Here is a 19,916-nt window from a genome sequence, read left to right as displayed (position 1 = left end):
GAGTGAGGCGTGGGCGCCGACGCAGTTCCGTACTCGCGCCTCCGGCCGGGCCGGGGGCGAGGTCATCCGGCGTCGGGGCCCTGTGCCCGTACCTGCTGTACGTGCTCGAGTGAGTCGCGTAGGTCGCTGAGCCACTCGTCCGCATTGCGCTGCACCAGACGCACGCACCAGGCAAGCGCTTCGCTTCGGCTTCGGGCAACGCCGCCCGCGATCAAGGTGTCGAGTGCCTGGCGTTCGGGCTGTCGCAGTCGCGTCATCACGGGTGCCGCGACCGTGGTGTACATGGCGCGCTTGCCTCCGCACTCCACACCCCACGAGACCTTGCGCCCGAAGCGCTTCTCGGCCTCGCGCGCGACCGCGATGCGCTCATCCCGAGTCCGCTCGCGGAACTCCGAGATGCGCCCGTCCAGGGACGCGTCGCGTTCCACCTCGGATGCTTCTGCGCCGAGTTCGGGTTCCGGGATCCGGCCGATGACGGTGATCTCCTCACGGTCCACGGTGACGTCGAGGAGTTCGACGAAGAGTCCCTCCGGCAGCCGCCCGGCGAACCAGCCGCGCAGCGCCTGTTCCTGCTCTCTTGTAATCATGTAATCCAGATTACGCGGTGCGAGGGTGGAGGGAAGGGGCTCAGCCCAGGGCGTAATGGGGCGCCGCTCCCGTTGCGCATCGGGCGGCGGTGGAGGGCTCGCGCGGCCCCATGCCTCGGCCTAAAGTTGCGTATATCGGGACGGAATGGCAGATACCTCCTGCCCGTGTCTCTGGGAGGGCACATGACCCGTATCTCGCTGACGGTTGACGGCACGGCGTACGAGGACGAGGTGGAGCCCCGTCTTCTCCTCGTGCACTATCTGCGCGACCGTCTGGGTCTCACCGGTACCCCCGTCGGGTGTGACACCACCAATTGCGGTGCCTGCACGATCGACCTCGACGGTGACAGCGTCAAGAGCTGCACGGTGCTTGCCGTGCAGGCCGACGGCTGCGACGTGACGACCATCGAAGGGCTCGCCACCGACGCAGAATGGGATCCGCTGCAGACCGCGTTCCATCAGCAGCACGCCCTGCAGTGCGGCTACTGCACCCCCGGCATGATCATGGCCGCGCGGGACCTGCTCAAGGAGAACCCCGACCCGACCCCGGACGAGATCCGCCACGGTCTCGAGGGCAATCTCTGCCGGTGCACCGGCTACCAGAACATCGTCCGAGCCGTCCTCGCCGCGGCCGCCGAGGAGCGGCGCCGCCGCGCCCCCGCGCCCGATGCCGCGACGGAAACAGCCACGCCCAAGGCCCCGGCCGGGCGGGAGGCGCCGGTATGACCGATCAGCTCTCTGCCCCCGGAAGAACCGCCGAAATCGGTCGCTCCCGCATACGCAAGGAAGACGCCCGATTCGTAACGGGCCGGACCACCTGGACCGACAACATCACCGTCCCGGGCCTGCTGCACATGGCGATCCTGCGCAGCCCCATGGCACACGCCACCATCGACCGCGTCGACGTCTCGCCCGCGCTCCGGCGCCCTGGCGTGATCGCCGCTTTCAGCGGCCGCGACCTGGCCGACGAGCTCGGCTCCATGCCCTGTGTGTGGCCGGTGACCGAAGACATCGTCATGCCCGACCACCCACCGATCGCCGTCGACGAGGTCAGGCACGCCGGCGACCCCGTGGCCATCGTCATCGCCCGCGACCGGTACGCGGCGGCCGATGCACTGGAAGCCGTAGAAGTCGACTACACGCCACTGCCTCCCGTACTCGACCTGGAGGCCGCACTGGCCGACGGCTCCCCGCTGGTCCACTCCGACAAGGGCACCAACCGCTGCTACACTTGGCCGCTCGCCACGGGCGACTACGAAGCGGAGAGCGCCCGGGCCGACCTGGTGGTCCGCCGCCGGTACACCCAGCAGCGCCTCATCCCGAACGCTATGGAGCCGAGGGCCGTCGTCGCCACTCCGCCCACAGCGTCCAACGAATACACCCTGTACTCATCGACCCAGGTCCCTCACGTGGCCCGGGTGACGCTGTCGATGGTCACCGGGATTCCCGAACACAGGCTGCGGGTCATCGCCCCGGACGTCGGCGGCGGCTTCGGCTCCAAGCTCCAGGTATACGGCGAGGAAGCCGTTGCCCTCGCCGTGGCCAGGCGGCTCGGCCGGCCGGTCAAGTGGACCGAATCCCGGTCGGAGGGCTACCAGGCCACCCACCACGGCCGCGGCCAGATCCAGGACATCGAGATCGCCGCGACCAGCGACGGCAAGGTGCTCGGCATGCGGGTCGACCTGCTCGCCGACATGGGCGCCTACCTGATGCTGATCACACCCGGCACCCCGCTTCTCGGCGCGTTCATGTACTGCGGGATCTACAAGATGAACGCCTACGACTTCAAGTGCACCGGCGTCTTCACCACCAAGACGCCCACGGACGCCTACCGTGGCGCGGGCCGTCCGGAGGCGACGTTCGCGATCGAGCGGACCATGGACGAACTGGCCGCGGAGCTCGGCCTCGACCCGATGGAGCTGCGCCGCCGCAACTGGATCGGCCACGACGAGTTCCCGTACACGACCATCGCGGGGCTCACCTACGACAGCGGCAACTACGAGGCGGCCACCGACCGGGCGCTCGCCCTCTTCGGCTACGACGACCTGCGGGCCGAGCAGCGCGCGCGGAACGAACGAGGCGACCCGGTGCGGCTCGGCATCGGCATCTCCACCTACACCGAGATGTGCGGCCTGGCGCCGAGCCGGATCCTGCGCGATCTGCGCTACGTCGCCGGAGGCTGGGAGGCGGCCAGCATCCGCATGCTGCCCACCGGCACGGTCGAGATCGCCACCGGCACCAGCCCGCACGGACAGGGGCACGCGACCTGTTGGAGCCAGATCGCGGCCGACGTGCTCGGCGTGCCCTTCGACGACATCGAGGTGGTGCACGGCGACACCAAGGCGGTACCGCAGGGCATGGACACATACGGCTCCCGCTCGCTGGTGGTGGGCGGACTCGCCGTCCACCACGCCGCGCAGAAGGTGGTGGCCAAGGCCCGCAAGGTCGCTGCGCATCTGCTGGAGGCGAGCGAGGCCGACCTGGAGTTCTCCGGCGGGGTCTTCTCCGTGAAGGGATCGCCCGAGGCGACGAAGACCATCCAGGAAGTGGCCTTCGCGACGTTCTCGTCCCACGACCTGCCCGACGGCATGGAGCCGACGATCAACGCCGAGCACCTGGTCGACCCGGACACCTTCTCGTTCCCGTTCGGCACCCACCTGTGCGCGATCGAGGTCGACACCGAGACCGGCCGTGCCCGGATCCGCAGTTACGTCTGCGTCGACGACGTCGGCAAGGCGATCAACCCCATGATCGTCCAGGGGCAGATCCACGGTGGCGTGGCGCAGGGAATTTCCCAGGCGCTCTACGAGGAGGCGGTGTACGACACCGAGGGCAATCTGGTGTCCGGCACCATGGCGGACTATCTGGTGCCCTCGGCGGTCGACCTGCCGGACTTCGTCACCGACCGCACCGAGACCCCGGCGACCTCCAACGCGCTCGGCGTCAAGGGGGTCGGCGAGACCGGGACGATCGCCTCCACACCGGCCGTGGTCAACGCGGTCGTCGACGCACTGCGGCCGCTGGGTGTGAAGGACGTCGCGATGCCGTGCACGCCGCAGCGGATCTGGCAGGCCGTCACGGCGGCCCGGGCGGAGGAGGGAACAGCATGATTCCCGCGGCATTCGACTACGCACGGCCGCAGACGGTCGACGAAGCGGTACGCGCACTGGCGGAGGGCGGCGAGGACGCGAAGGTCCTGGCCGGCGGGCAGAGCCTGATCCCCATCCTGCGGCTGCGGCTCGCCTTCCCCGAACTGCTGGTCGACGTCGGCCGGATCCCGGAACTGCGCGGTGTCCGCAAAGACTCCGACGCACTCGTGATCGGGTCCATGACGACACATCACGATGTCATCCACGACCCGCTGGTGCGCCGCCACGCAGGGCTGCTGGCCGCGGCCACCGAGACGGTCGCCGACCCTTCCGTACGCCACCGCGGCACGCTCGGCGGCTCGCTCTCCCACGCCGATCCCGCAGGGGATCTACCGGCGGTGCTGCTCGCCCTGGACGGCGAGATGACCGCCATGGGGCCGCAGGGCCGGCGCACCATCCCGGCACGCGAATTCTTCACCGACTACCTGCAAACAGCGCTGCAGCCGGACGAAGTGCTGGTCGAGGTCCGGATTCCACTGAGCGACAGCTGGGGTTTCCACTACGAGAAGTTCAATCAGGTCGCACAGGCCTGGGCGATCGTCGGCGTCGCAGCGATGGTGCGGCGCGACGACGGCCACCTCGTCGAATCCCGGGTCGCCCTGACCAACATGGGGACGACGCCCCTGCGCGCGACCGCAACCGAAGAGGCGCTCGCCGGGGCGGACGCCGACCCGGCAGCGGTGGCGCGGGCTGCCGAAGCGGCAGCGGAGGGCACCCACCCGGCGTCCGACCTGTCGGCCTCGCCCGAGTACCGCGAACACCTCGCGCGCGTGCTCACCCGGCGAGCGGTGCTGGCTGCGGCCGGGATGGAGTGAGGGTGTGACACAAGGGCCGGACGAGCTGCGAGCTCGACTGGAGAAGACCGGCTATCTCGTCGACGACGGTCTCGCCATCGCCTGCTTCCTGGCCCTGAAACTGCACCGGCCGATCTTCTGCGAGGGCGACGCGGGCACGGGCAAGACCGCGCTCGCCTCCGCCCTTGCGCGGTGTCTCGACGCGCCCCTGATCCGTCTCCAGTGCTACGAGGGCATCGATGCCTCCCAAGCCCTGTACGACTGGGACTTTCCGCGCCAGCTGCTGCATCTGCGGGCCGCCGAAGCCGCCGGCGTCACCGATGCCGACCGGCTGGAGAGCGAGTTGTACAGCAGGCGCTTCCTCATTGCGCGTCCGCTGCTGCAGGCGCTGGAGACGCAGCCTTGCGTGCTCCTTGTCGATGAAGTCGACCGGGCCGACGACGAGTTCGAGGCCTTTCTGCTGGAACTGCTCTCCGAGTACAGCGTCACCGTCCCCGAGCTGGGCACCCTTGGGACCTCGTCGCCGCCCACAGTGGTACTCACCTCGAACCGCACCCGGGAGGTCCACGATGCGCTGAAACGGCGCTGCCTGTACCACTGGTTCGACCACCCCGGCTTCGAACGCGAACTCGCCATCGTCCGCAGACGGCAGCCCCAGGTGACCGAACGGCTCGCCGCTCAGGTGACCGCCGTCGTACAGACACTGCGCAACCAGGATCTGCTCAAGCCGCCCGGAGTGGCCGAGACCATCGACTGGGCCGAGGCCCTCGACGCACTCGGCGCGACAGAACTCGATGCGGAGCTGGCGTTCGCCACGCTTGGCTCGGTACTGAAATACCGCGAGGACGCGGAACGGGCCCGGTCCCTCGATCTGTCCGCGGTCCTCGCGGCGCGAGGAGCGTGACCACCATGCCCGCGGCACCAGCGGTGGACGCGATCGCGGTTCTGGTCGGATTTGCCCGGGCACTGCGCGCGGCCGGAGTCGCCACCGGTCCGGACCGCATGCAGACCTTCCTGGGCGCGTTGGCCATCCTCGGTTCCGAGCTGCGCTCCGACGTCTACTGGGCGGGCAGGCTCACCCTCTGCGGCAGCCAGGACGACCTGGAACGGTACGACCGCGTCTTCGCCGCGTACTTCGCGCAGCGACCGCACCCCGGCGACCGGGTGCGTCGGATCCCGGCCCCCCTGCCACAGTTCCGCCTGGGGGCCGCCGACGCCGCCCTGGCTGGAGCGGAAGAAGATGGCGGCACGGCGCAGCCGGCGGCCGCTCTGGCGAGCTCCGCGGAGGTCCTGCGCCACCGCGACATGGCCGAGTTGTCCGCCGCCGAGCGGGCTCAACTGCGGTGCCTGCTTGCGGCGTTCTCGTTGAGCGGGGAGCCGCGCCGCACTCCGCGTCTACGGGCGGCCCGGCGCGGCGGCGTCGATCCCAGGCGCACCGTACGTGAGCTGCTGCACCGTGGCGGGGAGCCGGCCCGGTTGCGCTACCGTGCCCCCGCCGCCAAGCCGCGCCGCGTCGTACTGCTGCTGGACGTGAGCGGCTCGATGGCTCCGTACTCGGACGCCCTGCTGCGCTTTGCGCACGCCGCCACACACGGGCCGAAGTCTCCTGCCCCGACCGAGGTGTTCACCATCGGCACCCGCCTGACCCGGGTGACCCGGGAAATGGCCCACCGTGATCCGGACATGGCGCTGGCCGCTGTCGCGTCGGCGGTTCCCGACTGGAGCGGAGGCACCCGGCTCGGCGAGATGCTCCGCGCCTTCCTCGACCGGTGGGGGCAGCGCGGCGTCGCGCGCGGAGCGGTGGTCGTGCTGCTCTCCGACGGGTGGGAGCGTGGCGACCCGGCGCTGCTCGCGGCTCAGATGCGGCGCCTGCACCGCCTTGCGCACCGGGTGGTGTGGGCCAACCCGCGCAAGGTGCGCCCGGGTTACGCGCCGCTTGCGGCCGGTATGGCGGCGGCGCTGCCCAGCGTGGACGCGTTTGTCGAGGGGCACAGCCTGGGTGCCCTGGAGCGCCTGGCAGCAGTAGTGAGAGGCGGTGCGTTCAATGCGTGAGATCTTCCCTGTGCTGAGCCGCTGGTACGCATCCGGAACGCCGTTCGGGCTGGCCACCGTTGTCGCGGTCAGCCGCAGCGCGCCACGCGGCCCCGGGGCGGCGATGGCGGTGGGGCCGGACGACGCAGTCGTCGGCAGCGTCTCCGGCGGTTGTGTGGAGGGGGCGGTCTTCGAACTGGCCAAGGAGGTCGTGGAGACCGGTCAGGCGCAGCTGCAGACTTTCGGCTTCAGCGACGAGGACGCGTTCGCCGTCGGGCTCACCTGCGGCGGTGAGATCACTGTCCTCGTACGCTCTGTGTCGCCCGAGGCCGACACCTCCTTCGCCGAGGTGGCCGATTCGGTCGCCGAGCACCGGCCGGTGGTGGCGGCGACGGTGATCGACGGGCCTGCCCCGCGGGGCGCCACGCTCGCCGTATGGCCGGACAGGGTGTCCGGCTCCCTGGGATCGAGCGGCCTCGACGCGGCGGTCACCGCCGACGCGCGCGGGGAACTGGCGCAAGGGGCGACGGGACGGCGGCACTACGGGCCGCACGGAGAGCGGCGCGAGGACGACGTCACCGTATTCCTGCAGTCCTTCGCGCCGCCGCCGCGGATGCTGGTCTTCGGCGCGATCGACTTCGCTGCCGCGGTGGCCCGGATCGGCGCGTTCCTCGGCTACCGGGTGACAGTGTGCGACGCACGTCCGGTCTTCGCCGACCCCCGCCGGTTCCCGGACGGGGTGGAGGTGGTGGTCGACTGGCCGCACAAGTATCTGCGCGGCACGGAGGTGGATGAGCGGACCGTGATGTGTGTGCTCACCCACGACCCGAAGTTCGACGTTCCGCTGCTCGAGGTGGCGCTGGACTCCCCGGCCGTGTACATCGGCGTGATGGGCAGCCGTCGCACGCACGAGGACCGCCTGGCGCGGCTGCGGGAGGCAGGCATCGGCGAGACGGAACTGGCGCGCCTGCGCTCGCCCATCGGTCTCGACCTCGGTGCCCGTACGCCCGCGGAGGTGGCCGTCTCGATCGCCGCGGAAATCGTCGCTCTGCGGTGGGGCGGCAGCGGCAGCCCGCTGGCCCAGACCGCCGGAGCGATCCACAGTCCGCATCTGAAGCCGGTGTGAGGAGGAGACCATGGAGCTGCACCACTCGTTCACCGTCCCTGTCCCGGTCGACGAGGCGTGGCCGGCGCTTCTGGACATCGAGCGGGTCGCCCCGTGCATGCCGGGCGCCACCGTCGAGGGCTTCGACGGCGAGACGGTCGAGGGAGCCGTGAAGGTGCGGGTCGGCCCGGTCACGGTGACCTACCGCGGCACCGCGACCTTCCGGGAGAAGGACGAGTCGGCACACCGGATTGTCCTTGCCGCCCAGGGCAAGGAAGTCCGCGGCCAAGGCACGGCAAGCGCCACCGTGACCGCAACGCTGGCCGATCGCGACGGTGCCACGTCTGTCATCGTCCTCACCGATCTGACAATCACCGGCCGGCCGGCCCAGTTCGGCCGCGGGGTCATGGCCGAAGTGGGCGACAAGCTCATCGGCCGCTTCGCGGACTGCCTCTCCGGGCAACTGGCCAACAAGGAACCGGCTGCGGCCGCGCCCACTGAGACGGAGCACGAGGTCGTCGCGAGCACCGGAACACAGGAGGCGGAGCCGATCGATCTCTTGCGCACGGCGGGCCTCCCGGTCGCCAAGCGCGCGGCGGGAGCTCTCGTCGTGGCCGCTCTCGTGGCGCTGCTGGTCATCTTCATCCGAAGAAGGCGGTGACGGGCGCTTCGGCCACCGCCGCACCTCCACGGACCTGCTCGCGCAAGCGGCAGGGATGTCCCGTCCCGCATCTTCCATGCCTCGATCGGTGCGTTCGGCAGGGCGAGCGACGAAGCGACAGCGGCTCGAGTGGCGCGGACGGCAAATGAGTTGACGGGAGCTGTCCCCAAGCGGTTGGCTCGCGCTCGGTCTGCGGTCCGGTAAGCGCCGTCTGATCGTCCCTCCGCGCAGTCGCATCGCCCGTTTCGCGCTGCGCCCTCACTCCGCTTCGGAAGGTACCCATGCCCGCCGGCAAGATGCATGCCAACGAGCTCGACATCGATGTGTCCCTGGTACGCCGGTTGCTTGCAGCGCAGTTTCCGCAGTGGGCAGACCTCCCCGTCGAGCTGGTCGACTCCCACGGGACGTCCAACGCCATGTACCGGCTCGGCGAGGACATGGTGGTGCGGCTTCCTCGTGTCGAGTGGGCCGTCAGCGATGTGGAGATGGAGCAGCTGTGGCTGCCGCGGCTTGCCGCGCCGCTTGCGGTGGCCATTCCCGTCCCGCTGGGGATGGGAAGGCCGACGGGGGACTATCCGTGGCCCTGGTCCGTGTACCGCTGGCTCGACGGCGAGAACCCGGCCGTCGGCCGCGTCGCCGAACCCGGCGTGCTGGCAAGGGATCTGGCGGAGTTCGTGACCGCGTTGCGCCTGATCGATCCCACTGGTGGGCCGTCCGCCAACCGCGGTGTGCCGCTGGCGATGCGAGATGCTCCGACGCGCGACGCGATCGGGAAGCTGCACACCATCATCGACACCGAGGCGGTTACGGCCGCATGGGAGGCAGCCCTGCGGGCTCCTCGGTGGACCGGCCCCGCGGTCTGGATCCATGGAGACCTGCAGCCCGGGAATCTGCTGACCGTCCGTGGACGGCTCAGCGCCGTCATCGACTTCGGGTGCCTGGGCGTCGGCGATCCGGCGGTCGACGCGATCGTGGCATGGAGCCTGCTGACCGACGACGCGAGGAGGGTCTTCCGCGCCGCGCTCGGGAGTGATGACGCGACCTGGGCCCGAGGCCGTGGCTGGGCACTGTCGATCGCGCTCATTGAACTCTCGTACTACCGGGAGACGAACCCGGTGATGGCGGCCATCGCCCGACACGTGATCCACGAAGTCCTCACCGATCACGAGCACACCACGCATCACTCTGTCGCCGTCAGGTGTGATGACAGGTTGAGCTGATTGGCGCATCTCTCAATTGAGAGCTGCCGAGGGCACTTGCTGAGTGACGGTTCAATTACATGACCCCGGATCGCAGTTCCGTTGGCCGTGATGCGTCGTTGGGCGTGACATGGAGGTTTACGACAACGATCCGATCCCGGTCCCCGATGCGCGGCTCACGGGCGCGTACTGGCTGTCCTCTCGTATGCATGGCGAGGACAGCTGCACATGGTGTGCGCAGCTGCGGGAAGCTGATACCCGCGCCACCCTGGCATCTGAAGAGAGGAAACGGTCCCCCTCGACGTGGGTCGTGCCTCCGGGTCTGCCACCCCGCCCTCAGTAGCGGGTGGACGCCGCCCAGTGTGCGCCCACGCGTCACGCAATACTGCTGGGAAACGCTCCGGGGCAAGCCGGCTCTCGTTCGGTGAAGTACGCGGCGTCCTTGGGGCGATGCACGTCCGAGGCGCGCGGCCGCGGGGCGGGTTCCAGGTGCGGGATGTGCTTGGAGCAGTGGACATACGCCTCGTCGACCGTCACGTGTATCCACAGCTGCGGCTGCCGCCCGGGTGCTGCGTCCATCGGCAAGTGGGGATACTCGGCACGCTGCTCGTCATCGGTGCGCAGCTGGGCCGACCCGTTGATGTGCAGGCCGATGTGGTCTCGGGTGAAGTCCATGAAGAGCAGGCCGAGACGGGGATTCTCGGTGAGGTTTCCGACGCTGGCCAGTACGCCGTTGCCGCGGTACTCGGGGTAGGTCAGCGTGCGGTCGTCCAGCACGGTGACGAATCCGGGCGGGCCGGCGCGAAAGGTGGAGTCGCACGAGCCGTGAGCGTCGGCCGTGGCCAGGAACATCATGGTCTGGTGGGCTATGAACTCCCGCATGGAGGGCGTGAGGAAGTCATGCATCTGCCGGTCGTAGAAGTCGGCCGCGCGGTCGGAGGTGCCGAACTGCTTCTGCATCATGCGCTCGCCGTGGGAGCCGATGGCTTCGTCGTGTGCGGTCACGGCTGCTGGGTCTCCTCCTGAGGGCGGGCAAGGTCCAACTGCGCGGACAGGACGGGCACATCCCCGGGGGGACGTATCGCATCCGCGTTCGCGGTGGTCCGCGCCGCCGTATGACTCGCGGGCGGCGCGGACATCCGGGTGAGCTTACTGAGGCAGGGCCTCATACTCGTCCGCGGGATGGAGCTCGTCCAGCACTTGGGCAGCCGCTGAGGGGGAGGGCTCGGCGCGCGTGGCGATGCTCACTCGGCGAGGAACGTGAGCAGAGCCTGGTTGACCTCCTCGCCGTGCGTCCACAGAAGGCCGTGCGGTGCGCCTTCGACTTCGACGTAGGACGCCTGGGGAAGGGCCTTGTGGAAGGGGCGGCCCGTCGCGTCGATGGGCAGGATGTTGTCGGCCGTGCCGTGCAGGATGAGCGCCGGCACGTCGATCTTCGGGATGTCGCCGCGGAAGTCCGTGATCCAGGTCGGCACGGCGGCGCTGGAGGCGAACCAGGACGATCCCGCCGCGACGTTCCAGCTGTTGCGCAGGGCCTCTTCGGACAAGCGGCTTCCGAGGGTGTCGTCGGTGTTGTAGAAGTTCTTGTAGAAGTCCGTGAAATAGGCATAGCGGTCGGCCTTGACCGCGGCGAGGATGCCGTCGAACACCTCCTGCGGTACACCGGTCGGGTTGTCGTCCGTCTTGAGCAGGAAGGGTTCCAGGGAGGCCAGGAACGCCGCCTTCGCGACTCGCTGTGAACCGTACGTTCCGAGGTAGCGGCCTACTTCCCCGGTGCCCATCGAGAAACCGACGAGAACGACGTCCGTGAGTTCCAGCGTGTCGAGGACGACCTTGAGGTCCGCTGCGAAGGTGTCGTAGTCGTATCCGGTGGTGGGCTGGCTGGAGCGGCCGAACCCTCTGCGGTCGTAGGTGATGACCCGGTAGCCGGCGTCGAGCAGGGCGGCGCTCTGCTTCTCCCACGAGTGCCCGTCCAGCGGGTAGCCATGGATGAGGACGACCGGCTGCCCGGTGCCGTGGTCCTCGTAGTAGAGCTCGATGCTCGTCGTGTTCTCGGAGCCGACGGTGATGAATGGCATCGTGCTGTTCCTTTCGCGAATCGCGGAGAGTAATTGTTCTCCGCCCGTTGATACGGCCTTGATCACGTCAGGCGCTGGTCGTCGACGGCACGGCCTCGCCGACTTCTGACGCTACGGCCTCGCGGGCGTGCGGGCGCGCGGTCTCGGCGGCGCGTTTCGAGGAGGCGCTCGCCGGCTGCATCGCCGGCGTCGCACCCGGCCGGGCAGTGTCATGGCACACCAGCCGGCTGCCTCACGGCAATATGGCCGCGAACCCCGACGACGGCCTGGCGGACAAGAGTGGTGACGATGACCCCGGACGACAGCAGTACCCCGCAGCGAGCACCGCTCGGCACCTGGCCGACCCCGCTCGAACCCACGCCACGGCTGGCCCGTGCGCTCGGGCTCGGCACGGACGACCTGTGGGTCAAACGCGACGACCTCACCGGCCTCGGCGGCGGTGGAAACAAGGTACGCAAGCTTGAGTGGCTCTGCGGTACGGCGCTGGCCGACGGCGCCACCGTCCTGGTGACGACCGGTGCGCCGCAGAGCAACCACGCGCGGCTGACCGCGGCCGCCGGCGCCCGGCTGGGGCTCGATGTGGTCCTCGTACTCGCGGGCGCACCCGGATCGTCGACCTCGGGCAATCTCGCACTCGACGGGCTCTTCGGCGCCACCGTCGTATGGGCCGGTGGTGACGACAGGGAGGCTCTCCACTTCACCGCCGAGCAGGTGGCCGCGCAGCTGCGGCTGCGGGGCGCTGTCCCGGCCGTGATCCCCTTCGGCGGTTCCAGCGTGGTCGGCGCGCGCGGCTATGTCGAGTGCGGGCGTGAACTCCTCGCCCAGGCCCACGATTTGGCGACCGTCGTGGTCGCGGTCGGCTCCGGGGGGACCATGGCCGGCCTCGTCGACCAGCTGGGGGCGGATCGGGTGCTCGGTGTCCACTGCGGCGCCGTCACCGATCCCGGCCGGACCGTGTCCGAGCTGGCCTCCGGCCTGTCCGGCACGCCCTGCGCGCCGGAGACGTTGAGACTCCGGCTCGACCAGGTCGGCGACGGCTACGGTGCGTTGACCGAGCCGGTCATGGCCGCTCTGATCCAGACCGCCCGGACCGAGGGCATCGTGCTCGACCCGGTCTACACCGGTCGCGCGATGGCCGGCCTGATCGCAGCGATCCAGGACGGCGACATCGTCCCCGGGCAGCGCACGGTCTTCCTGCACTCGGGCGGTATGCCCGGCCTGTTCGGCCACGCGGAGGCGCTCGCGGAGGCAGAGGCCGCGCTGAACGTCGAAGATCATCGCGGTCTGCCCCGAGGGTAGTGGCGATGACCGGCCGCCACGGTCCGGGGTGCCACGGGTGGGCGGCGTCCGGTGATCACGTGAGCGGGGCCAGGATGCGCCGGGCCTGACGACCGGAGCCGAGCAGTCGGCCGTCCGCCGCCCATACCGTGCTGTCGTCGACCGCCCAGCCGCTTCCCGCGTGGTCGGTGCGGATACGGACCAGCGCCCAGCCGCCCACGGGCCCATGGTCCAGGGCGTCGCCGTAGTGGAATGTCAGTTCGGCCGAGGGAACAGGCCGCGGCGCGGTCCAGCGCGCGAAGAGCGCAGGGGGCAGGGCATCCGCCAGGATGACGACCGCTTCGGCGTCCAGGCTGCGCCCGTCGGTGAAACGGATCCAGGCCGTCAGTTCGGCGCGGTCGCCTCCGCCGAGTGGCCGGGCCGGTGTCGCCGGACGTATCTCGAGATGCCGCGCGAACGCGGCCAGCCGCTCCGGCAGCTCCAGCGCCTCGCAGTCCTCGGCTCCGGGCACGCCGGGGGCCTCGCTGCCGTCGTAACCGGGGCCGGGGTGCGGTGTGCCGAACACCGCTGAGCCGCGCAGCACCACGGCGCCACCCTGCTCGGCGGTGAACGACGCAAACGAGGTGCCGCGCCCGGCGCGCTCGACCGTGGCCGCCACCCGGAGGGGACGGTCGTCGACCGGCGCCAGGAAGTGTGTGGTGAGCGTCCGCGCCACGGGTGCCTCGCCGAGCAGGGTGCGCATTCCCGCCAGGCCCTGCGCCGCCAGATACCCGCCGTGGACGCCTGCCCACGACCACCACGAACGACCGACGCTGACCGTAGTGCCCGCAGCCGTCATGCCCATGTCGCGGCCTCCCATGAGGTGAGTTTGAAAACTGGACTCACCCCGCACCATACTCCGATCGGCCGAAGGGGTGAATGCGCTTCGGGAACAGTCGCCCCGGGCGGGGGCCGGGTCTGTATCCGTAAAGGGGTCGCTGGAGGTCCGGCTCCATGACCGCTGGCACACGCTGCGGCCCGAGCCGGTGCCTGTCCCGGTGTCCTTCCCGATGCGGAGTCGGGGTCGGGGCGCCTAGGCTCGACAGTGTGCTGCGCATCGTTGACGAACTGGCAGGCCGTGGGCCGCTGCGGATCTGCGCCCACGTGCCACCGCCCGGCGAGCCCGGCGGCCTCACCGGCCTGCGCGTATTGCTGGTCGCTGACGTGCTGGCGCGCGTCGTCGAGCTGCGCGGCAGGCAGGTCCTGATGGGGTGGACCGGCCCGAGGGTCCCCTTCGCCGCCGCTGCCGGCATCCGGCCGGCCGACGCCCACGGGACCGCTGACCAGATCGCCGACGTCCTCGGCGGCGCACCCGGCGTACACCTCACCCACCGCGCATACGAGGGCGGAGGTGGTGCCTCCGTGCAGATCGCAGAGGCACGTACCTCCGTATCCCTGGCGGGACTTGAGGAGCAGGACCTGCTCGCCGTGCGCCTGCTGCTGCTCTCCCACGCCCACTACGAACCGGCCGCGCTGCGCCCCGAAGCCCTCGACGAGGCCCGCCGCACGCTGGCTCGATGGCGGCGTGAGGTGGCCGACTGGGCCGAGCAGCCCTCGAAGCCGATGCCCGACGACCGCGTGCGCCCGGTCCGCAGCGCACTGGAGGACAGGCTGGGCACCCCCGACGTACTCGCGCTGCTGCGGGATCTGGAGGCGGCCACGGACGTGCCGGCCGGAGCGAAGTTCGAGACCTTCGCCCATCTGGACCGCGTCCTCGGCCTGGAACTCGCCCGCGCGATCGGCCGCCCGCACCCCGCCGGAGCGCCGGCATGAGCCCGCTGCGGCGGCTGGTCGTGCTGCGGCACGCCAAGGCCGCCAGGCCCGAGGGCGTTGCCGACCATGTCCGTCCCCTGGCGGCGCGCGGACTGCGCGACGCCCCCGCCGCCGGCCACTGGCTGGCAGCGGCCGACTGTGAGCCCGATCTCGTCCTGTGCTCCACCGCCCTTCGCACCCGCCAGACCTGGGAACTGGCCGCCACGGAACTGGGCAGCAGTCCACCGGTCCGGTACGAGCCGCGCGTCTACGCCGCGGACGCCGAGGAACTGCTCGATGTCGTACGCGAAGTGCCTGACGACGTCGGGACGTCGCTGCTGATCGGGCACAACCCCGGGCTTGAGGACCTGATCCTGCTGCTTGCCGGCGAGGCGCTCGGCGACACACTGCAGCGCGTACGGGGCAAGTTCCCGACCTCCGCCGTCGCCGTGCTGACCTGGCAGGGCACATGGTCGATCCTCGCACCGGGCGCCGCACTGCTGACCGACCTGGCCGTCCCGCGCGGCCAGCGGTGAGCCGGGGTTTCAGGCCGTCGAGGCGTTCGCCGTCAGCACCAGCCGGAGACCGGCCCGAAATGCCACGGCGTCCTGTACTTCATGATTCCGGACGCAGCGGAAAGCGTCGTGTGCGGCGTGCCGGCATCACCTGCCCCAGCAGCTGAACGCCGCCCGCCGGGCGGGAAATTGAGGCTGCGGACCCCGATCCGGATCGCCCGGTCCGGTGCCCGCTTGCCGCCCGTTCGCCCCCGGAAATACGTCGCTTACCGCGCCTACTTCGGACTTTTCGCCGCCTTGCGTTGCCTGTTTTACGCGGAGTCAATTGTCTTTCCTGCCCGAAGCGAAATGGTGTGGTGGAGAACGTGAATTGGATTGCTTGACATGAATGCAGGGGGATCGATCCAATGGGGCGGGCAAGACTGACACGCGAAGCAACAGCAGCTGCAGAACAGGCCGTGACGGCCTCAACGGTTCTCAATGCCCGCAGTGATTCCGTTTCCGTGCGCGGCGTATCCGATTCCTGACGGCGCCGCTCGACCAGCGGATATGGGGGACAGCGTGCTTGACGTCACGCAACGTTCATCGGGATTCAACTGCATTCGACGAACGGGGGGCAGCGAACATGCTGGACCATGGGCTTCGATTCGGACTCCTCGGCCCTGTCGAGGCGTGGCAAGGAGCCAAAGCCCTGGACCTGGGGCCACCGAAGCGCCGGGTGCTGCTGACCCGGCTGCTCGTCGAGGGCGGCCGGCCTGTCTCCGTCGAGCAACTGTGCCGGGACCTGTGGCCGGCTGATCGCCGCCCTTCGGGGGCCGTTTCGTCGGTGCACGCACATATCAGCAGGCTGCGTACGGTACTTGAGCCAGATCGTGCCAGTAATGAACCGGCGACCCTGCTCGTACGCAGACCGGCCGGGTACGCCCTGGAGGTACCACCCGACTCGCTGGACAGCGTTGTTTTCGAAACCTCGATCAACAGGGCCAGGGAACTGCTGAATTCAGGGCGGACGGCGAACGCACGTCAGGAGATCGATCACGCGCTGAAGTTGTGGCGGGGACCTGCGCTGCGTGACGCCGCCGACCTTGCGTTTGCCGCACCGGAGATCGCCAGACTCCAGGCCGGACGTCAACTCGCCGAAGAACTCCGGGTGACCCTCCTCCTGGAGGAAGGAGAGACTCAGGCAGCGGTGGGTCTTGCCGAGGCCCTGACCGTTTCCGCACCATTGCGCGAGGCATCCTGGGCACTGCTGATGAGGGCGCTGTACGCCACCGGGCGTTCGGCGGAAGCGCTCCAGCAGTACGAGCGATTCCGCATCGCGCTCGCCGAGGACCTCGGCGTCGATCCCGGGCCCGCGCTGCGCGACCTGCACCTCGCCATCCTGCGCCACGATTCCGCCGTGCTGCGTCCGGCCACCCCTCAGGGGACGGCGGGCGCCGCGCGTGCCGAGAGGAACGACGGCCAAGTGCCCCTCGTCGGCAGGTCCCGGGAGTTGGCCCGGCTCGACGCGCTGCTCACTGCGGCAGCCGCCGGGCGGGTGTGCTGGGCCGTCCTGACCGGAGAGGCCGGTTCGGGGAAGACGCGATTACTCGAGGAGACCGCGGCACGCGCGGCAGAACAAGGCTTCGCCGTGGCCCGGTTGCGCTGCTGCCCCGCGGTCGACAACAGCCGGAAAGCTGCCGACCTCGGCCCCGCCGCCCGACTGCTCGCCGAGCTCCGTAGCCAGGCGTCCCGCCCGCAGGACGCGGGGGAGTACCGCGCCGAGTCCCGTCCGCAAGACCCGTCCGAAGACGCCTGCCTCGCCGAACTGGTACGGGAATTCGCTGCCCGGCCGGTGTTGTGCATGGTGGACGACCTCGACGGAACCTGTCCCGCCTGCCTCCGCCTGTTGCACCGGCTCGCCATCCTGTTACGCGAGGAGCGGCTCGCCGTGCTGTGCGCCGTACGCGCCCCGGACGAACCGGAGACCGGCAGGCTACTCGCCGAACTGGCACGGCAGCGCGCGGCTCGGCTGCATCTCGGGCCGCTGGACGTCGAAGACGTGGCCCAGCTGCTGACCGCTGCCGGGGAGGCCGACTCGATCGTCGAGGCGACCGCGCTGCACCGCCGCAGCGACGGCAATCCGTTCCTGCTGCTCGAACTGCTCGAGTTGCCCGCCGCCGAGCGTATGGGCCCCACCGCGCAGATCCCCGCCGCCGTCGAGAGCGTGGTGCTGACCCGTCTGGATGCCGTGCCCGAACAGGTACGCACGATGCTCGTGAACGCGGCCGTGAGCGGCGAATCCCTGGACATCGAAGTGCTCGCCCACCTTCAGGGCCTCTCCCGCGAAGAGCTGCTCGAGCTCATCGACGACGCCTTCCAGGCGCGGATCCTCCTATGGCAGGACGAAGAGCCAGGCGGGCAGGCCGGGCGCTACCGGTTCCACGGCATGCTGCGCGACGCGGTTCTCGCCACCCTCACCCCCGCCGGCCGGCAGTTGCTGCACGCGAATCTCGCCACCGCCCTGGACGCGCTGCCGGGTCGCCATCCTGCCCTCAGCGCAAGCCACTTGGTGAAGGCCGGACCTGTGGTGCCGGTCGAGGAACTCGCACGGGCCTTCCTGCGAGCCGGGCGGCGCTGTGCGCGCGACCGACAGGACGATGCCGCGATGGGGTGGTTCGAGCGGGCCGCCGACGCGGCCGGAGCGGACCACCCGGCGCTCTACCGAGAGGCATTGCGCGCCGCGCAGCCACTCACACCAGAATCCCAGAACCGACGAGCGAGTGCAGTGGGTGCACCCACCCCCGGGCTTGCCGTCGTGCACCGGCTCCCACGTCCTGGTGGCCTTCGCCCGGCGGCCCGGTAGCCGACAAGGAGACTCCATGTCCGAACAGCAGAGCGCCGGCGAATCCGCGAGCTCGCCCGAGACAGCCTTGTCGTCCGGGGAAGTGTCCTCCGGGCGGTCGGCCGCCGCCGAGCCGCCCGGCACCGGGTCGGCCGCCGCCGAGCCGGCCGCCACGGAGCCGCCCGGCACCGAGCCCGCCGCCCCGGCCTCGACCGCGGCCAGGGAAGCGACCTCCCCGCCTTCGTCCGTACCGGACACGGGCGGCACGCGGTCTCTCCCCGTCGTCTCCGGTGAGACCTCGGCGCGGTCCGGTGCGACGACGTCACAGGCCCCACGAGCGTCACAGGCCCCGGAACCGGGCGCCACGACGCGGGAAGGGGAGACCCGCGGAGAGGGGGCCTCGCCTGCGGCGGCAGGAGTCGCGGCCGCCGGCGGTGTACGTCCGGAGGGGCCGGATCCGGCCGGCGCGTCCAACGGCCCCAAAAAGCCGGTCCTGGCCGGAGCCGCGATCGCCGGAGCCGTGTTGGTCGCCGTCCCTCTCCTGCTCTTGGGTTCCGCGTCGGACGACGAAGAGAAGTCGGCCGCCGTTGCGGATGCGGCGAACACCGTCCTCGATGAAGAAGGCCCGGACCGGTCCGGCGCGTTCGTCCCGCAGCCCTCGTCGCCACCCACCAAACGGGCCACTCCGCCCTTGACCAAGGGAACGGAGGAGGCGCCCCCCGCCACCCGGAGGCAGGACAGCGGGACCACAGCGCGCGACCGGGCCAAGGCCACGCCCAGGCGGACGCCGGCGCGCCGGAGCGGCGCTGCGGGCCCGGACCTCAGCCGGGTGCTGATCAAGAACTGGAAGAACCAGACCTGTGTGGACATACCTGCCTTCGGGAAGGGTGTTCAGGACGGTCCGGTCAACCAGTCGACGTGCAACAGCACGGCCGAGGACAACCAGTTGTGGAATCTGGAAGCCGCGAGCAGTGGGTCGGGGCCGGGTGGGGCGAAGCTCTACGTCATCCGGAATGTGAAGGACGGTCAGTGTCTCGACCTGCCCTACTACGGGCCCGTCCACGCCACGACTCGGATCACCGAATACCCGTGCAACCGCACGACCGGCGACAACCAGTTGTGGTGGCTGCAGAAGAGGGCGAACAACACCTACTGGATCCGCAACCACGCGAGCAGCGGTCTGTGCCTGGATGTCGCAGGCAGTAACGACCGGCGCCGGGATGTGCGCCTGACGCTGTTCTACTGCAGCGACACTGACGACCAGAACTGGCTGTTCACAAGCCGGTAGCCGCTGCCGGACCGCCCGCTGCCCGGCCGAGCGCATGGCGCAGCGCGGCGGCCTCCACCACCAGGCTGACCGGAGCCGTCGGGCTGAGGTAGAGCAGCTCGGTGGACTCGGGGCGGCGGTCCAGCAGGTCGAGCAGTTCGGCGGCGGAAACCACGCTGTGCGCGGGCAGTTCCGCCGCTCGGCCGTCGGACGCAGGCGTGGTGACCGGCACGGCGATCGTTCCGTCGGGCGTCGTGGCCACCCTCGGTGTACCGTCCGCGCCGAGCAGCACCACGATGTCCGAGTCGGCGAGCGCGCGTGGCACCTCGTCCTCGGGCCCGTACCCGGTGACGGTCCGCTGTACAGCGCCGTCCACCGGATCCAGCGGCGGTGGCCAGTCCAGTGCCTCGGGTGAGGGGCGGTACAGCTCGTTCTCCTCCCACTCCTCGATCTCGCCATTCCGGCCGGTACGCCAACGCCCCACCACCGCCCAGTCGGGCGGTGGCCCGTCGCCCGACCACGCAGGGTCGGTCAGATGCAGCCAGTGCTCGGGCGCGTGACGCGCGGCGGCGAGAATCTCCGGTGGCGGCTCGGGCATCCCCTCGGGGCGGGACGGCTCGGTGGTTGGCTGTGTCAT

The 19,916-nt window shown here is 70.3% G+C and carries 19 protein-coding genes; 13 read left to right on the top strand and 6 right to left on the bottom strand.

Translation table 11 applies throughout. The features are described from left to right. Nucleotides 1-62: 62 nt before the first annotated feature. A complete protein-coding gene (locus tag OG729_RS03385) occupies nt 63-587 on the bottom strand; it encodes a hypothetical protein (RefSeq protein ID WP_405804171.1) in 525 nt (174 codons plus the stop codon). Nucleotides 588-770: 183 nt separating this feature from the next. On the opposite strand from OG729_RS03385, the gene OG729_RS03380 reads away from it, so the two are divergent. The 8 genes from OG729_RS03380 (at nt 771) to OG729_RS03345 (ending at nt 9,547) form a co-directional block, all read left to right on the top strand. Beyond that, complete coding sequence (locus OG729_RS03380; protein ID WP_360865040.1) at nt 771-1,313, top strand: (2Fe-2S)-binding protein; 543 nt, start codon at nt 771-773, stop codon at nt 1,311-1,313. After that, nucleotides 1,310-3,697 carry a xanthine dehydrogenase family protein molybdopterin-binding subunit gene (locus OG729_RS03375; RefSeq protein WP_405804170.1) on the top strand — a complete coding sequence of 796 codons (2,388 nt, stop codon included), beginning with the start codon at nt 1,310-1,312 and terminating at the stop codon, nt 3,695-3,697. The genes OG729_RS03380 and OG729_RS03375 overlap by 4 nt, the downstream gene beginning before the upstream one ends. Further along, entirely contained in the window at nt 3,694-4,551 is an 858-nt protein-coding gene (locus OG729_RS03370; RefSeq protein WP_405804168.1) for an FAD binding domain-containing protein, read from the top strand. The genes OG729_RS03375 and OG729_RS03370 overlap by 4 nt, the downstream gene beginning before the upstream one ends. 4 nt (nt 4,552-4,555) lie before the next feature. After that, a complete protein-coding gene (locus OG729_RS03365; RefSeq protein WP_360865031.1) occupies nt 4,556-5,434 on the top strand; it encodes a MoxR family ATPase in 879 nt (292 codons plus the stop codon). Nucleotides 5,435-5,439: 5 nt separating this feature from the next. Continuing rightward, on the top strand, nt 5,440-6,582 hold the full coding sequence (locus OG729_RS03360) for a vWA domain-containing protein (protein ID WP_405804166.1): 1,143 nt from the start codon (nt 5,440-5,442) through the stop codon (nt 6,580-6,582). Next, nucleotides 6,575-7,687: an XdhC/CoxI family protein gene (locus tag OG729_RS03355; protein ID WP_360865025.1), complete on the top strand. Its 1,113-nt coding sequence runs from the start codon at nt 6,575-6,577 to the stop codon at nt 7,685-7,687. The genes OG729_RS03360 and OG729_RS03355 overlap by 8 nt, the downstream gene beginning before the upstream one ends. Nucleotides 7,688-7,697: 10 nt before the next feature. Continuing rightward, on the top strand, nt 7,698-8,327 hold the full coding sequence (locus OG729_RS03350; protein WP_405804165.1) for an SRPBCC family protein: 630 nt from the start codon (nt 7,698-7,700) through the stop codon (nt 8,325-8,327). Between the two features lie 281 nt (nt 8,328-8,608). Beyond that, complete coding sequence (locus tag OG729_RS03345; RefSeq protein WP_405804163.1) at nt 8,609-9,547, top strand: aminoglycoside phosphotransferase family protein; 939 nt, start codon at nt 8,609-8,611, stop codon at nt 9,545-9,547. A gap of 354 nt (nt 9,548-9,901) precedes the next feature. On the opposite strand, the gene OG729_RS03340 is transcribed toward OG729_RS03345, so the two are convergent. The 3 genes from OG729_RS03340 to OG729_RS03330 form a co-directional block, all read right to left on the bottom strand. Further along, the gene (locus OG729_RS03340; RefSeq protein ID WP_405811029.1) at nt 9,902-10,489 is read right to left on the bottom strand and encodes a pyridoxamine 5'-phosphate oxidase family protein; all 588 of its coding nucleotides are present in this window, start codon (nt 10,487-10,489) and stop codon (nt 9,902-9,904) included. A 38-nt stretch (nt 10,490-10,527) separates the two neighbouring features. Continuing rightward, nucleotides 10,528-10,665: a hypothetical protein gene (locus OG729_RS03335; protein WP_360865017.1), complete on the bottom strand. Its 138-nt coding sequence runs from the start codon at nt 10,663-10,665 to the stop codon at nt 10,528-10,530. Between the two features lie 105 nt (nt 10,666-10,770). Further along, nucleotides 10,771-11,604: an alpha/beta hydrolase gene (locus OG729_RS03330; RefSeq protein ID WP_360865014.1), complete on the bottom strand. Its 834-nt coding sequence runs from the start codon at nt 11,602-11,604 to the stop codon at nt 10,771-10,773. 288 nt (nt 11,605-11,892) lie between these two features. On the opposite strand from OG729_RS03330, the gene OG729_RS03325 reads away from it, so the two are divergent. Continuing rightward, nucleotides 11,893-12,903 carry a D-cysteine desulfhydrase family protein gene (locus tag OG729_RS03325; protein ID WP_405804160.1) on the top strand — a complete coding sequence of 337 codons (1,011 nt, stop codon included), beginning with the start codon at nt 11,893-11,895 and terminating at the stop codon, nt 12,901-12,903. A 55-nt stretch (nt 12,904-12,958) separates the two neighbouring features. Here the strand turns inward: OG729_RS03325 and OG729_RS03320 are convergent, their stop codons facing one another. Then, nucleotides 12,959-13,741: an acyl-CoA thioesterase gene (locus tag OG729_RS03320; protein ID WP_405804159.1), complete on the bottom strand. Its 783-nt coding sequence runs from the start codon at nt 13,739-13,741 to the stop codon at nt 12,959-12,961. Between the two features lie 227 nt (nt 13,742-13,968). Between OG729_RS03320 and OG729_RS03315 the strand changes: the two genes are divergently transcribed. The 4 genes from OG729_RS03315 to OG729_RS03300 all read left to right on the top strand — a co-directional run bounded on the left by OG729_RS03315 (nt 13,969) and on the right by OG729_RS03300 (nt 19,300). Then, nucleotides 13,969-14,694 carry a hypothetical protein gene (locus OG729_RS03315; protein WP_360865004.1) on the top strand — a complete coding sequence of 242 codons (726 nt, stop codon included), beginning with the start codon at nt 13,969-13,971 and terminating at the stop codon, nt 14,692-14,694. After that, complete coding sequence (locus OG729_RS03310) at nt 14,691-15,209, top strand: histidine phosphatase family protein (RefSeq protein WP_360865003.1); 519 nt, start codon at nt 14,691-14,693, stop codon at nt 15,207-15,209. Before OG729_RS03315 ends, OG729_RS03310 begins: the two co-directional genes overlap by 4 nt. A 604-nt stretch (nt 15,210-15,813) precedes the next feature. Further along, entirely contained in the window at nt 15,814-18,033 is a 2,220-nt protein-coding gene (locus tag OG729_RS03305; RefSeq protein ID WP_405804156.1) for a BREX system ATP-binding domain-containing protein, read from the top strand. Between the two features lie 16 nt (nt 18,034-18,049). Then, nucleotides 18,050-19,300: an RICIN domain-containing protein gene (locus OG729_RS03300; RefSeq protein ID WP_405804155.1), complete on the top strand. Its 1,251-nt coding sequence runs from the start codon at nt 18,050-18,052 to the stop codon at nt 19,298-19,300. On the opposite strand, the gene OG729_RS03295 is transcribed toward OG729_RS03300, so the two are convergent. Continuing rightward, entirely contained in the window at nt 19,287-19,916 is a 630-nt protein-coding gene (locus OG729_RS03295) for a type VII secretion system-associated protein (RefSeq protein WP_405804154.1), read from the bottom strand. The genes OG729_RS03300 and OG729_RS03295 overlap by 14 nt on opposite strands.

Source organism: Streptomyces sp. NBC_00210 (assembly GCF_045160975.1).
In the GTDB taxonomy this organism is placed as follows: Bacteria; Actinomycetota; Actinomycetes; order Streptomycetales; family Streptomycetaceae; genus Streptomyces.
This window is presented reverse-complemented; position numbering and strand designations above follow the sequence as displayed.